Raw genomic sequence first — 13,595 nt, 5'->3', positions numbered from 1 at the left:
GCCCAAATATTGGGCGGCTTATAGACGCATAAACCCATCTTGCAAAGCATGAACTTCGACCGGAACGGCCGCAAACCAGCCGGTCGGAGGCAGCCGGGACTGCCGTCCCTGCGCACTTCCTTACCTTTACGTACACGTCATATTGTGATCCTATCGCGGGGCTCGAACCTGGGGAGGAAAAGCAGCCATGGCGACAGAGGACAGGGCGCAGTCTGTGCCGGACGGCGCGTGCCTGACGAGGCCGATCACCTTCGCGGCACTCGATGATCATCCGCTGGCCGGCACGCTGTTTACCGGCACCGGCGACGGACCGCTTGCGCTGATCTCGTCGGCAGCCGCGGTGGCGCAGCGCTTCTATCGGCGTTTCGCAGAATATCTGGTGACGGAACGCAGCTTTCGGGCTGCCCTCACCTATGACTATCGCGGCGTCGCGGCATCGCGCACACCGCGCGACTGGACGCAATCGGTGATGATGCTCGACTGGGCGGAGAAGGATTTCCCGGCCGCCCTCGCCCGGCTGGAACAGGAGGCACCGGAGCGCCCGGTGGTTGGCGTCAGCCAATCCTTCGGCGGCCAGGCCCTGGGGCTCGGGCAACGCCACGATCATTTCCAGCGCTATATGATGGTCGCCGCCATGACCGGCCATTGGGCCAATCTGGAACAGCCGCTGAAAATCTTCGCCACGATGAACCTCGTCGGCGTTCCGATCGCCATGGTGACCGGACGGCTGCCGGGCTGGGTCGGCCTCGGCGAAGCCCTGCCCGGCACGGTCTTTCGCCAATGGGCACGCTGGGGGCGGCGCAAGGAATATTTCTTCGCCGATCCGTCGCTCCGGGCGGAGCAGCGCTTTGCCGAGGTTCGCACCCCGATCCTGGCGATCGGTGCCACCGACGACCCCTGGGGCACGCCGCGCGCCGAGGAGGCCCTCCTCAAATATTACAGCAACGCCCCGCTGGAACGCCGCCGGTTTACACCGCAGGAGGCCGGCGGCCCCATCGGCCATCTCGGCTTCTTCCGCAAGGAATACCGCGACCGGCTATGGGCACCTGCCGCCGACTGGCTTCTCAAGGGCTCGTGACCGCCGATCCGCCTGCCGGGCGTCTTGCCGGACTGTCACTGTTCATCCGGTCCTTGCCAGCCTCTCTCTTCCCTGGAATTCGCCCTGCAGCAGCTCATGCAGAATGAGGTCGGTGATCAGCCCATCGCTGACGTGATCGTGGACGGCAAACATCGGCCCCGTATTGACCTCCAGAAAACAGAGCGCGCCGTCGGATGCGCGCGTCTTCAGGTCGAAGGCACAGAAATCCAGCCCCAGCCGGTCGCACATCATCTCGCAGGCGGGCAACAGCGGTTCGACGGGCGATCCCGCAGGCTCGACGATCGTCATCGCGGCACGATTGTCTATACGGTAGTCCAGCGTTTCGCTTTCGACCCGGAAGACGGTGTAGGACCGACCGATGCGGTAGAGCCGGTATTCCGGATAGATCAGCCGCTCCTGCACGAATGCCGGGAGCGGCAGGCATCCATCCCGCGAAGGCGCGTCGCGAAGCGCCTCGTCGAGCTCCTTGCAATAGGCGCCACCATTGACCGGTTTGGCAACGCATGGACCTACCGCCTGAGAAAATGCCTCGATCGCCGCGCGTTCGTTGGTGACCAGACTGCGGGGCGTCGCAAGACCGCATTCTCTCGCCAGCGAAAGATCCGTGACCTTCATGCCGGCGAAAATCTGCATGCCGCGGTTCAACATGACGATGTCCGGTCGCCCGGCCAGCCAGCCGACGGCGAAGGAAAACCAGCTTTGGCCGCGCGGCAGCGCAGCGAGACTTTCCCTGCGACTGGAGCCGAAGACGTCGCACCGGACGAATGCGGCATCCACCGCCGCCTCCCGATCATCGACGAAGAGCATGCCCTGTTCGTCGATCCGCACGGCACACTCGGTCTGATCGTCGTGCAGCAGCATCAGGGCTTTTATGCCGCGCCGGTCGGCCCTGGCTTTCAGCCGCGCGAGGCAAGGGTCCCGGGCGCCGCCGGCGATCAGCACCCGAGGCGCAGCCATCCTCAGCGCACTCCGAACGGGCCGCGAAGGACCAGAGGCGACTGCGGATCGAATATCTCGCTTCCGAGTGTCTTGTTCTCAATTCCCGGGAGCTTCTCGAGCGCAACCGGACCGCTTTCGCCGACGATGCCCTTCGGCCCCTCTTCTGCGAGCGCGAGGGTTTTTGGCCCCTCCTCGGCAAGGGCAAGGGTCTTTGGAAATTCTTCGCCGACTGCGGCGGTGGAACCGCCCCCCTCCTCACCGAGCGCCAGTGTCGTCGGATCCTCTTCGCCCAGTGCACGGGTGGACGGATCTTCCTCACCGATGGCCCGGGTCGACGGCGTCTCCTCCCCGAATGCGAGCGTCGTGGGATTTTCCTCACCCAGCGCAAACGTCGTCAGCATCTCTTCACCGAGTGCCAGCGTCTTCTCGGTCAGGGGGTCGCGCGACAGAAGCTGCAGCAGCTGGTTCGTACGCGCGTGCACGAGCACTCCGACGATCCTGTCCACATCCCTGTCGAGAACGATCGACGCCGCAACGGGCGTCAGTTTCGGGATCACGATCCCATCAGGCGGATCTCCGACAAACTCCAGATCGAAAATGCCGTCAGACGACAATTCCTCTTCCAGGCTATCGAGCCGGACATTGGTGTAGCCCGGCGTAGAGGCGATCCCCATGGCTATGACGACCAGACGTGCGGGATCGCTCTTCTCCAGGCTGAGCTCGACCGATTGCACACTCAGAATTCTGACTGTTTTGGCCATGTCCACCTCCCCTATGGCAGAGACAGAAGTCAACACCAAAAGAGAGAATTTTGCAACCTATAACTGCATTTGCTAGCCAACACAACAATCAGCACACAGAGGCTATCTCAGACCCGCTCACCGTTCCGGATCCGGTAGCTCGGGGCATACATCGTCACCAGTTCTTCCGAAGCCGTCGGATGCACGGCCATGGTCCGGTCGAAGTCGTCCTTGGTGCAGCCGGCCTTCAGCGTGATGCCGAGCAGTTGCGCCATCTCGCCGGCATCGTGGCCGAGGATATGGGCGCCGACCACCTTGCGGTCGGCGGCGTTGACGATCAGCTTCATGATCGTCTTTTCCTGCCGCCCCGACAGCGTCGCCTTCATCGGGCGGAACTGGGCGCGATAGACTTCGATCTCCTCGAAACGCTTGGCCGCGTCGTCTTCGGAGAGACCCACGGTGCCGATCTCCGGCTGCGAAAACACAGCCGTCGCGATCAGGTGATGATCCGGCTTGGTCGGGTTGTTCTTGTACTCGGTCTCGATGAAGCACATGGCTTCATGGATCGCGACCGGCGTCAGCTGCACGCGGTCGGTGACGTCGCCAAGCGCGAAGATGCTCGGCACATTGGTGCGCGAATATTCATCGACCTTGATCGCGCCCCTAGCATCGACCTCGACGCCGGCAGCCTCGAGCCCGAGACCATGCGTTGCCGGATCGCGGCCGAGCGCCAGCATGATCTGGCCAACCGACAGGGTGCCGCTATTCTTGGTGCGCGCGCTCAGCATGCCCCCGGCGGTCTTTTCGACCTTCTCGATGACGTCGTGGCAGAGGATGCGGATACCCTTGGCCTCCATCGCCTCGTGCAGGCCGCGGCGCATGTCGATGTCGAAGCGCGAGAGGATTTCCGCGCCGCGATAGATCAGCGTTGTGTCGACGCCAAGCCCGGTGAAGATATTGGCGAATTCGACGGCGATATAGCCACCCCCGGCAATCAGGATCGACTGCGGCAGCGCCTCCAGGTCGAAGGCCTCGTTGGAGGAAATGCAGAGCTCGTGGCCGGGCAGCGCCTCGTGCGGATTGGGCGTTCCGCCGACGGCAACGATGATCCGCTCGGCGGTCACTTCCCTGCCGCTATCGGTCAGGCGCACGCTGTGGGGGCCGGTAAGCTCCGCACGGGTCGACAGGATGTCGGCGCCGGCATTCTCCAGCCCCTTGCGGTAGAGCCCTTCGAGCCGGTCGATTTCCTTGTCCTTGGCCGCGATCAGCGCCGACCAGTCGAACTTGCTCTCGCCGACCGTCCAGCCGAAGCCCTCGGCATCCTCGAAATGCTCGGCAAACTGCGAGGCATAGACGAACAGCTTTTTCGGCACGCAGCCACGGATGACGCAGGTTCCGCCATAGCGATATTCCTCGGCGATCGCGACCCGCTTGCCCAGACTGGATGCCACCCGCGCGGCGCGCACGCCGCCGGAGCCGCCACCAATGACAAAGAGGTCGTAATCGTATGCGGACATGGCTGGGCTCCAGGCTGAAAGGGCGACCGGCAGGGGAAAAGGTGAACGGTCGTCTGAAATGGGATGAGGCCCGACGGATGCCGGGCCTCGACTAACATAGGGACTGGATGCGGGCCTGTTAAGGCTTCGGTGCCTCGGCGGTCGAAGCGCCTTCCTTGCCGACCAGCTTCAGCATGTCTTCATTGGTCTGCTTGTTCAGGTCCCGCGCGATGCCGGATGCCCAGATATCGGCGGCCTTGGCCATTTCGCGCAGCGCGACGGGGCCGTCCTTGATGAACTTCTTGCCGGTGTCGCTGTTGTAGAAATCGGCGATCTGCTTCAGCTCTTCCGCGGTGAAGGACTTGGCGTAGACCGACGCGGCTTCCTGCTCGAGATCGGCGCGACGCGGAGCAAGCGCCAGGGCGTTCTTGTCGACCGAGGCGGAAATTTCTTCCTCCAGGTTCGGATAGGTGAGGATCAGCTCGCGCTTCTGCCGATCCGCCAGGCCCGGCAGGATGTTGTCGAACTGGTTGGTCAAGCCAAGCGCGGAAATCGCAGCGCGGGCTGCCTGGATCTGTTCGTCAGACGCGTCCTGTGCCTTGGCGGACACGCCCAGCAGAACCGATCCGATCACCAGGGCGGCCGAGGCGGCGCGACCGAAGCTTGTTTTCCTCACCATGAATAATGCTCCTGTTTAGACCTGTTTTTCGACCACGCGCGCCCCTTGGGGACCGGCAATAATCGCAAGGGTGGCCAGATTGATGAATAGTCCGTGTTCCACGACCCCGGGGATGGCGTGGAGCGCGTGCCCTAGCGCCTCTGCATCAGGAATGCGGCCAAATGATGCATCGAATATGAAGTGCCCGCCGTCTGTCATGAAGGGACCGTCATGCGATCCGCGCAGCGTCAGATCGCCGGTCAGGCCCAGCCGCTCGGCCGCGCGCTCGATGGCGATCCGGGTCGATGCCTGGCCGAAGGAATTGATCTCGATGGGCAAGGGGAAAGCGCCGAGCGTGTCGACCATCTTGGTTTCGTCGGCAATGACGATCACCTTGGATGACGCAGCCGCGACGATCTTCTCGCGCAGCAGTGCACCGCCGCCACCCTTGATCAGCCGCAGCGCCGGATCGACCTCGTCGGCACCGTCGATGGTCAGGTCGAGTTCCGGCAGTTCGTCGAGGGATTTCAGCGAGACACCGAGTTCGACACAGAGCCTGGCGGTGCGCTCCGATGTCGGTACGCCTTCGACCGACAGGCCGCCTGCCACTTTCTCGGCCAGCAGGCGGACGAATTCTTCCGCCGTCGATCCCGTACCGATCCCGAGCCGCATGCCATCTTCGACATGCGCCAGTGCCGCCTGCGCGGCTGCGATCTTCATTTCGCGGGCGTCCATCGCGCCGTTTACTCCGTCCGTTTCCGTCGAGATGCTGTTTACACGGCTGATTGGCCGAGTGAAAGCCCTTTTCGGGCGCCGTCAACGACTTGCAATCAAGAGCCCCTTCCCCTAATCGCCGGGGGAACCGGAAAGAGGCCCAGAGCATGTCAGACACCACTGCCACCATCGTCTTCGATCTCGACGGAACGCTTGTCGACACGGCGCACGACCTGATCGACAGCCTGAATTTCACCATCGCAGCCCACAACCTGGCGCCGGTGACCTATGACGACATCACGCATCTTGTCGGCCATGGCGCCCGGGTGATGATCGAGCGCGCCTTTGCCCTGCGCGGCATCGACCTGCCCGCCGAGGCGCTCCCGGCGATGATGCAGCGCTTCGTGGCGCATTACGGGGAAAACATGCCCGGCCATAGCCGTCCCTTCGACGGGCTGACGGAGGCGCTGGAGCAGCTGCGCCAGGCCGGCTACCGGCTGGCCGTCTGCACCAACAAGATGGAGAGCCTGGCGCGTCCGCTGATCGAGAGCCTCGGTCTCAGCGGCCATTTCGCGGCGATCAGCGGCGGCGACACCTTCGCCCAGCGCAAGCCGCATGGCGATCACATCCGGCTGACGGTGGAGATGGCGGGCGGCGACCCGAGCGAGGCGGTGATGGTCGGCGACAGCATCAACGACATTCTCGGTGCCCGCAATGCCGGCGTGCCGTCGATTGCCGTGCCCTTCGGCTATTCGGACGTGCCGGTCGAGGAGCTCGGCGCCACCTGCATTATCGCAAGCTACAACGAATTGACGCCCGAACTGGTCGGGCGTCTGTTGTCGTCACGCTAGTCTGGAGGCGGCAGCGGGTCTTGTCAGACCCCGCTCTCCCGCACGCTGCTCGTCGCGTCAAAGGCCTTCTGCGTATAGGCATCGCGGTCGTAGACGTCGTTGAAATACTGGATCTTGCCGTCCTTGTCCGGCCAGGCCGTGAAATAGGCGACGTAGACCGGGATATCGGCCTTGACCGGCAGAGCCTTGTTCTGGCCGCCTGCAATTTCCGACGCCACGTGGTCGACGCTGGTGCCGAGCACGGCAGCGGCCATTTCACGCGGATGCTGGAGCCGGACGCAGCCATGGCTGAGGGCCCGTGCATCGCGCTGGAAGAAGCTCTTCGACGGCGTATCATGCATGTAGATCGCATGGGCGTTCGGGAACAGGATCTTCAGCTCTCCGAGCGCATTCTTGCCACCCGGCGGCTGGCGAACGCCGACCGACTTGTAGCTGGAATCGTTCCAGTTAACCTGCGTCGACGATACCTTGCGGCCCTTGTAGGTTGTCTCGTAGCCGATCTGGTCGAGATAGCCGGGGTTGCGACGCAGCTTGGGCAGATATTCGTTGACGATGATCGACTGCGGAATGCCCCAATAGGGATTTACTTCGACGGTCTCGATCTTGTCCTGGAAGAAATAGGTCTGGGTGCGCGGGCCGCCGACAACGACGCGCATCGACAGCTTTTCCTTGCCGTTCTCGGCATAGACCGCACGATAGGCCGGCTGGTTGATGAACACGTAGCGCTGGCCGAGATCGTCCGGCAGCCAGCGCAGCTCTTCCATCGCCACGATCAGCTTGTGGATCTTTTCCGCATTGCTGTCACCGACAAGCTTGCGCACGGTTGCCGGGCCGACGACACCGTCCGGCTTCAGGCCGACTTCCTTCTGGAAGTTCTTGACCAGGCCGACCAGTTCCGGCGTGTAGTCCTGACCGTCGGTATAGCTTGCAAGCACGACCGCGTTGTCGGTCTTCAACGAATCCGAGCCGGACCGCTTGATCGCGGCAACGACGTTCGGCAGTTCGGCATCCTGCTGGCCGGGCTTCAACAGCAGGTTGGCGTCGATCTCGATCCGGTTGGTATTGCCGTCCTGTTCGCGCAGGCGGGCAAGCTCGTGCTTCATCGCCTGAAACTGGGAGCTCTGCGGATCGCGGGCCCGAAGATAGGCGGAGACATCCGGGCTCAGCCGCAACAGGTTGAGCACCGGCTTCAGCTTCACCGGCTTGCGCTTGAAATCGTAATAGTCGGAAATCTTGTCCGGCTCGATGCGACCGCGCTGGGTGTCGGCCACATAGGTCAGCGCCTTGGACGACAGGGCCACTTCGAACTGCATCAGGCCGCGACGGTAGCCGTCCTCGTCCGTCGCCTTCAGCGCGTCGTTCGGCATATCGACCGCGTAGTCACGCGGATCGAGACCGACCGTGTCGGCCTCGGCGAGAAACGCCATGACGGCCTTGGCCTTGTCGTTGACGGCTTCGCCATCGGTCCACAGTAGCGGCTTCTTGGCGCTGTAATAGGCTTCGACCGCATCGGCCACATCGTCGGTCGTCTTGACCTTCACCTCGGACAGATAGGCACGGCCGTTCTCGTCGGCCGAGATCGAAGCCGTGGTGGTGACGTCGGAGGCGGTCTCTGCCGCAAACAGCGATGCCTTGACCAGCCGAAGCCCGTCCGGGCGATAGGCCTTGTAGGTCGGACCGGTCACCGTCGGCAAAGGCTCGGGATCGTCGTCGAACTGCGGCGCAGCCGGGTACCGTTCCTGACCGAACACGTTCTGATTGCCGCGGACCTGTTGGTGACCACCCCGTCCCGGGCCACCGCGCAGGATGTCGAGCAGCGTGGTAGCGCTCGCGGTCGAGGTCATCAGGGTGGAGGCGGCGATGGATGCGACCAGCGCGGTCGCCCAGACGGATTTTTTGGTCGAGTAATGCAATGTAAATTCCCCAATCGACCGGGTCATGCGGCCTGTCCGGAGTGTTGTTTGCTGGTGGCTTGGCGTAGCCCATCGGACCACAATTGGAAAGCGTAGCCCACATAACAAGTGCCGCGAAACGTCACATCTGCGTGACACCGTGACAGATGCGCAACGACGCTTTCCACCAGCCCGATGTTAGCAAAGCCTCCGGTTAAGTTTCAGTTAACGCGAACACTCGAATTCTCGTCAATCAACAGGATGGCGGGACCGTGACGCCGCCCTTTCGACCGGTGATTCGCTCCCCCGGCGGACGGAATTTGCGCAGCTGAAGGACGGAATGGTTTAACACCGCAGAGGCTTTCCTATATCAGTCGGATAACCTCTCTCCGCCGTCCCGGACGTCCGTGCCCCCACGTCCCGGTCGGCACCCGATGTTTCCCCTCGCCCGCCGTTGCGGCGAGCCTCAAGCCCCGCAAGGAGACTGATCCCATGTCCTCAACCCGCACCGAAACCGACACATTCGGACCGATCGAGGTTCCGGCGGACCGCTATTGGGGCGCGCAGGCCGAACGCTCGCGCGGCAATTTCAAGATCGGCTGGGAAAAACAGCCGCTGTCGGTGGTGCGCGCGCTCGGCATCGTCAAGCAGGCGGCCGCCCGTGCCAATATGTCGCTCGGTGGCCTCGAGGGCCCGATCGGCAATGCCATCGTCAAGGCGGCCCAGGAAGTGATCGACGGCAAGCTCGACGATCACTTTCCGCTGGTCGTGTGGCAGACGGGTTCCGGCACGCAATCCAACATGAACGCCAACGAGGTGATCTCCAACCGCGCCATCGAAATGCTGGGCGGGACCATGGGCACCAAGAAGCCGGTCCATCCGAATGACCACGTCAACATGAGCCAGTCGTCGAACGACACCTATCCGACGGCCATGCACATCGCCTGCGCCGAGCAGGTGACGCACCACCTCATTCCCGGCCTCAAGCATCTGCAGCAGGCGCTCGACGCCAAGGCGAAAGCCTTCGCCGACATCATCAAGATCGGCCGCACCCATACGCAGGACGCCACTCCACTGACGCTCGGCCAGGAGTTTTCCGGTTATGCCGCGCAGGTCGCCTCGGCGATCCGACGCATCGAGACGACGCTTGATGGCCTCCTGGAACTGGCCCAGGGCGGCACCGCCGTCGGCACAGGCCTGAATGCACCCAAGGGTTTTGCCGAAAAGGTCGCGGAAGAAATTGCCGCGATCACCGGCCTGCCCTTCGTCACCGCGCCGAACAAGTTCGAGGCACTGGCTGCACACGACGCCATGGTCTTTGCCCATGGCGCGATCAATGCGGCGGCTGCCGCCTGCTTCAAGATCGCCAACGACATCCGCTTCCTCGGCTCCGGTCCGCGCGCCGGGCTCGGCGAATTGGCACTGCCGGAAAACGAACCGGGCTCGTCGATCATGCCGGGCAAGGTCAACCCCACCCAGTCGGAAGCGATGACGCAGGTCTGCGCCCATATCTTCGGCAACCAGGCGGCGATCACCTTTGCCGGCAGCCAGGGCCATTTCGAGCTTAATGTCTACAATCCGATGATGGCCTATAACTTCCTGCAATCGGTCCAGCTTCTGGGCGATGCGGCGGTCTCGTTCACCGACAATTGCGTGGTCGGCATCGAGGCGCGGGAGGACAACATCAAGAAGGGCGTGGAGAATTCCCTGATGCTGGTCACCGCGCTCAATTCGAAGCTCGGCTACGATGCCTGCGCCAAGATCGCCAAGACCGCGCACAAGAACGGCACGACCCTGCGCGAGGAAGCCGTCGGTGGCGGCTATCTTACCAATGAGGAGTTCGACGAATATGTCCGGCCGGAACTGATGATCGGCCCGAAATAAGCGTCAACGCGCGCCCTGCACCGCCGGTCATGCCGGCTCGGCGGTGCAGCACACGACCTGGTCGCGCCCGCCATCCTTGGCAAGGTACAGCGAGGCGTCCGCCAGGCTGAGCAGGCGCTGCAGCTCGGGCGAGCCGCTCTCGCTGGTCACCACACCGAAGCTCGCGGTCACCGCCCCGCGACCGAGCGGCGCGATATCGCTGTCCCGCAGCAAAAGCCGCAGCCGCTCGGCAATCAAGCGGGCATCGTCATGGCCGGTGGCGGGCAGCACGATGACGAATTCCTCGCCGCCCATGCGGGCAGCAAAGTCGCTCGGGCGAATATGGCTGCGCAGCAGATTGCCGATCGCCACCAGCACCCGGTCGCCGATCTGGTGGCCGTGGCGATCGTTGATCGCCTTGAAGTGATCGATATCAAACATCACCAGACTGACGACATTCTGCAGGCTGTCTTTCTGTACAAGACTTTCCGCCCCCCGCTCCATCAGGGCCCGGCGATTGGCAAGGCCGGTCAGCGGGTCCTCCGTCGCCTCTTGGCGCAGCCGCAGGATCAGCCCGTCGAGCTCGCGCGTCAGTTCCGATACCTTGCGGTCCAGTTGCCCCACTTCGTCACCGCGCTTGGCGGCCACCGACGTCATCGGCTTGCCCTGACGGTAATCGTCGATGGCCCGGGTCAAGCGCATCAGCGGGCTCAGCAGCAGCCAGGTCAACCCGAGACAGAACAGCGTGCCCGCAAGCGTCGCCGAAAGCAGCACCCAGAATGCCGGATCGGAAAAGGCCGCGCGCATGCTGCCGAGATAGACCAGCATGGCGATCAGCGGCAGGTGGACCGACACGAAGCTGACGGCGAAAATCTTGGCCAGAAGCGACCGCGACATCACGGCAACGACAGATCTTCCGATGGGCATGCATACCTCGAAGCATTGCGAACAGGGGCCCATGGTTAGAGACAGCCGGCGCCCATGGAAAGCAGAGCGTCGCAGAAAAAACCGGATAGAGCCACGAAAGGCATCAGCGGTGCGGCCGGATCCTGCAATCGCTTCGGCCAATGGATACATCGCAGCCGCAGCCTGAAAGCCCGTAAAGCCCGGACGGCATGCCCCGTAATGTGACAGCCTCGCCTGCCTGCGGCCGCGCCGGTAACGGCGTGCTCACCATGGTGCCCATGCATGCGCCCGCTGATTGCAATTCAGGCCGATTTCGGAGCCGGCGGGGATTTCGAATTGCATCGCGATCCGCTAATATGATTCGCATGGTTCACCTCTCGAAAAAGACCCTGACCGTCTATCTCGACCCGGACATGCTGGACCGGATCGAGGCGCTCGTGGCGCGCGGGCTTTATCCGAATTCGAGCGCGGTTGCCGCAGAGGCCTTCAGTCTGCTGGAAAGCGAGCTCAAGCAGCGCGCCTTCGAACAGCAGTTGCGGCGAGCCTATGAGGTGTGCCAGGCAGCCAATATCCCACCCGCCCGCAGCATGACCGCCTTTCTCGAAACGCTCGGCGACAACGCCTGAAAGCCTGTCCTCCGCCTGCCGGAGCAAGGGGTGCGGCAAATGTGGCAGAGATTAAGGCAGACATTGCAATTCCCGCGACTGGCTCGTAAAGCGACGGCAACGATTCATTCCAGAGGAATCTCATGGCCGACGATCTCTTTCCCCTTGGACCCGACCAGACCCCCTACCGCCTGCTGACATCCGACCACGTCCAGACCGCCAGCTTCAACGGCCGGGACATGCTGATGGTCGAGCCGGAAGGGCTGAGACTGCTGGCGGAATCGGCACTTTCCGACATCAACCACCTGCTGCGGCCGGGCCACCTGAAACAACTCGCCTCGATCCTCGACGATCCCGAAGCGACCGACAATGACCGCTTCGTTGCCTATGACCTGCTGAAAAACGCCAACATCGCCGCCGGCGGCATCCTGCCGATGTGCCAGGATACCGGGACGGCGATCGTCATGGCCAAGAAGGGTCGCCGCGTGTTTACCGAAGGCGGCGACTATGCGGCGCTCGCCGCCGGCGTGCGCGACGCCTACGAACACCGGAACCTGCGCTATTCGCAGCTGGCGCCGCTGTCGATGTTCGAGGAAAAAAATACCAAGACCAACCTGCCGGCCCAGATCGATATCTACGAGGAAGGCGAGGACGCCTACAACTTCCTGTTCATGGCCAAGGGCGGCGGCTCCGCCAACAAGACCTTCCTTTACCAGGGCACGCCCTCGCTGCTGAGCAAGGAGCGGATGATCGACTTCCTGAAGGACAAGATCCTGTCGCTCGGCACGGCAGCCTGTCCTCCCTACCATCTGGCGATCGTCATCGGCGGGCTGTCGGCGGAAATGAACCTGAAGACGGTCAAGCTCGCCTCCGCCCGCTATCTCGACGAACTGCCGACGCAAGGGTCCGAAAGCGGCCATGCCTTCCGCGACATCGAGATGGAGAAGGAGATCCACAAGCTCACCCAGTCGCTGGGTGTCGGCGCCCAGTTCGGCGGCAAGTATTTCTGTCACGATGTGCGCGTCATCCGTCTGCCGCGGCACGGCGCCTCGCTGCCGATCGGTCTTGGCGTGTCCTGTTCCGCCGACCGCCAGGCCAAGGGCAAGATCACCAAAGACGGCATCTTCCTTGAGCAGCTGGAAACCGATCCGTCGAAATACATGCCCGAAATCGACGAGAGCGCCCTCTCCTCCTCGGTCGTCAAGGTCGATCTAAACCAGCCGATGGCAGACATTCTCGCCGAACTCTCGCGACATCCGGTCAAGACCCGGCTTTCGCTGACCGGCACGATCATCGTTGCCCGCGACCTTGCGCATTCGAAGATCCGCGAACGGCTGGAAAACGGCGAAGGCATGCCGGAATACATGAAGAACCACCCGGTCTATTACGCCGGCCCGGCCAAGACACCGACCGGGTATGCGTCCGGCTCCTTCGGCCCGACGACGGCCGGCCGCATGGACTCTTACGTCGACCAGTTCCAGTCCTTCGGCGGGTCCATGGTGATGCTGGCCAAGGGCAACCGCTCGCGCGCCGTGCGCGAGGCCTGCAAGTCCCATGGCGGCTTCTATCTGGGCTCGATCGGCGGCCCGGCCGCGCGTCTCGCCCAGGACTGCATCCGCAAGGTCGAGGTGCTCGAATATCCCGAACTCGGCATGGAAGCGGTCTGGAAGATCGAAGTCGAAGACTTTCCAGCCTTCATCGTTACCGACGACAAGGGCAATGATTTCTTCCAGGAATTCAATCTCTAGTCGCAGCCGGCAGGGCAAGAACACAACGACACCGACCCGGGCACTATTGCCCGCGTCATCGAATACGCAAGTACGGACAACAAG

The 13,595-nt window shown here is 63.0% G+C and carries 12 protein-coding genes; 5 read left to right on the top strand and 7 right to left on the bottom strand.

Features of this window, described 5'->3' with window-relative positions:
• Positions 1 to 187 precede the first annotated feature (187 nt).
• Positions 188 to 1,078, top strand: a complete 891-nt coding sequence (locus J2Z17_RS11945) for an alpha/beta hydrolase family protein (protein ID WP_209945254.1) — start codon at positions 188 to 190, stop codon at positions 1,076 to 1,078.
• A 42-nt stretch (positions 1,079 to 1,120) separates the two neighbouring features.
• Here J2Z17_RS11945 and J2Z17_RS11940 read toward each other — a convergent pair whose 3' ends face one another.
• The 5 genes from J2Z17_RS11940 to rpiA form a co-directional block, all read right to left on the bottom strand.
• Positions 1,121 to 2,056, bottom strand: coding sequence for an ATP-grasp domain-containing protein (locus tag J2Z17_RS11940; RefSeq protein WP_209945252.1), 936 nt, complete (start codon positions 2,054 to 2,056; stop codon positions 1,121 to 1,123).
• 2 nt (positions 2,057 to 2,058) lie between these two features.
• Positions 2,059 to 2,799: a hypothetical protein gene (locus J2Z17_RS11935; protein ID WP_209945250.1), complete on the bottom strand. Its 741-nt coding sequence runs from the start codon at positions 2,797 to 2,799 to the stop codon at positions 2,059 to 2,061.
• A 107-nt stretch (positions 2,800 to 2,906) separates the two neighbouring features.
• Positions 2,907 to 4,295: a glutathione-disulfide reductase gene (gene gor, locus J2Z17_RS11930; RefSeq protein ID WP_209945248.1), complete on the bottom strand. Its 1,389-nt coding sequence runs from the start codon at positions 4,293 to 4,295 to the stop codon at positions 2,907 to 2,909.
• 118 nt (positions 4,296 to 4,413) lie between these two features.
• Complete coding sequence (locus tag J2Z17_RS11925; RefSeq protein WP_209945246.1) at positions 4,414 to 4,953, bottom strand: DUF2059 domain-containing protein; 540 nt, start codon at positions 4,951 to 4,953, stop codon at positions 4,414 to 4,416.
• A gap of 15 nt (positions 4,954 to 4,968) precedes the next feature.
• Entirely contained in the window at positions 4,969 to 5,667 is a 699-nt protein-coding gene (gene rpiA / locus J2Z17_RS11920) for a ribose-5-phosphate isomerase RpiA (RefSeq protein ID WP_209945244.1), read from the bottom strand.
• A gap of 146 nt (positions 5,668 to 5,813) precedes the next feature.
• Here rpiA and gph point away from each other — a divergent pair, with 146 nt between their 5' ends.
• Positions 5,814 to 6,497, top strand: coding sequence for a phosphoglycolate phosphatase (gph, locus tag J2Z17_RS11915; protein ID WP_209945242.1), 684 nt, complete (start codon positions 5,814 to 5,816; stop codon positions 6,495 to 6,497).
• 23 nt (positions 6,498 to 6,520) lie between these two features.
• Here the strand turns inward: gph and J2Z17_RS11910 are convergent, their stop codons facing one another.
• A complete protein-coding gene (locus J2Z17_RS11910) occupies positions 6,521 to 8,437 on the bottom strand; it encodes a L,D-transpeptidase family protein (protein WP_209945240.1) in 1,917 nt (638 codons plus the stop codon).
• A 444-nt stretch (positions 8,438 to 8,881) separates the two neighbouring features.
• Here J2Z17_RS11910 and fumC point away from each other — a divergent pair, with 444 nt between their 5' ends.
• Positions 8,882 to 10,273 (top strand): class II fumarate hydratase, encoded by a 1,392-nt coding sequence (gene fumC, locus J2Z17_RS11905; RefSeq protein WP_209945238.1) that lies wholly within the window; start codon positions 8,882 to 8,884, stop codon positions 10,271 to 10,273.
• Between the two features lie 27 nt (positions 10,274 to 10,300).
• On the opposite strand, the gene J2Z17_RS11900 is transcribed toward fumC, so the two are convergent.
• The gene (locus tag J2Z17_RS11900; RefSeq protein WP_209945236.1) at positions 10,301 to 11,179 is read right to left on the bottom strand and encodes a GGDEF domain-containing protein; all 879 of its coding nucleotides are present in this window, start codon (positions 11,177 to 11,179) and stop codon (positions 10,301 to 10,303) included.
• A gap of 335 nt (positions 11,180 to 11,514) precedes the next feature.
• On the opposite strand from J2Z17_RS11900, the gene J2Z17_RS11895 reads away from it, so the two are divergent.
• Positions 11,515 to 11,784: a ribbon-helix-helix domain-containing protein gene (locus J2Z17_RS11895; protein ID WP_209945234.1), complete on the top strand. Its 270-nt coding sequence runs from the start codon at positions 11,515 to 11,517 to the stop codon at positions 11,782 to 11,784.
• Between the two features lie 122 nt (positions 11,785 to 11,906).
• The gene (locus tag J2Z17_RS11890; protein WP_209945231.1) at positions 11,907 to 13,511 is read left to right on the top strand and encodes a fumarate hydratase; all 1,605 of its coding nucleotides are present in this window, start codon (positions 11,907 to 11,909) and stop codon (positions 13,509 to 13,511) included.
• The last annotated feature ends 84 nt before the right edge of the window (positions 13,512 to 13,595 follow it).

This window comes from Heterorhizobium halophytocola (assembly GCF_017873095.1).
GTDB classification, from domain to species: Bacteria; Pseudomonadota; Alphaproteobacteria; order Rhizobiales; family Rhizobiaceae; genus Allorhizobium; species Allorhizobium halophytocola.
This window is presented reverse-complemented; position numbering and strand designations above follow the sequence as displayed.

What these genes read in the sequence shown, in the direction of transcription:
- J2Z17_RS11900 (WP_209945236.1), bottom strand. Translation starts at nt 11,179, where the DNA reads ATGCCCATCGGAAGATCTGTCGTTGCCGTGATGTCGCGGTCGCTTCTG.
- gor (WP_209945248.1), bottom strand. Translation starts at nt 4,295, where the DNA reads ATGTCCGCATACGATTACGACCTCTTTGTCATTGGTGGCGGCTCCGGC.
- J2Z17_RS11895 (WP_209945234.1), top strand. Translation starts at nt 11,515, where the DNA reads ATGATTCGCATGGTTCACCTCTCGAAAAAGACCCTGACCGTCTATCTC.
- J2Z17_RS11910 (WP_209945240.1), bottom strand. Translation starts at nt 8,437, where the DNA reads ATGACCCGGTCGATTGGGGAATTTACATTGCATTACTCGACCAAAAAA.
- gph (WP_209945242.1), top strand. Translation starts at nt 5,814, where the DNA reads ATGTCAGACACCACTGCCACCATCGTCTTCGATCTCGACGGAACGCTT.
- J2Z17_RS11925 (WP_209945246.1), bottom strand. Translation starts at nt 4,953, where the DNA reads ATGGTGAGGAAAACAAGCTTCGGTCGCGCCGCCTCGGCCGCCCTGGTG.
- rpiA (WP_209945244.1), bottom strand. Translation starts at nt 5,667, where the DNA reads ATGGACGCCCGCGAAATGAAGATCGCAGCCGCGCAGGCGGCACTGGCG.
- J2Z17_RS11940 (WP_209945252.1), bottom strand. Translation starts at nt 2,056, where the DNA reads ATGGCTGCGCCTCGGGTGCTGATCGCCGGCGGCGCCCGGGACCCTTGC.
- J2Z17_RS11890 (WP_209945231.1), top strand. Translation starts at nt 11,907, where the DNA reads ATGGCCGACGATCTCTTTCCCCTTGGACCCGACCAGACCCCCTACCGC.
- fumC (WP_209945238.1), top strand. Translation starts at nt 8,882, where the DNA reads ATGTCCTCAACCCGCACCGAAACCGACACATTCGGACCGATCGAGGTT.
- J2Z17_RS11935 (WP_209945250.1), bottom strand. Translation starts at nt 2,799, where the DNA reads ATGGCCAAAACAGTCAGAATTCTGAGTGTGCAATCGGTCGAGCTCAGC.
- J2Z17_RS11945 (WP_209945254.1), top strand. Translation starts at nt 188, where the DNA reads ATGGCGACAGAGGACAGGGCGCAGTCTGTGCCGGACGGCGCGTGCCTG.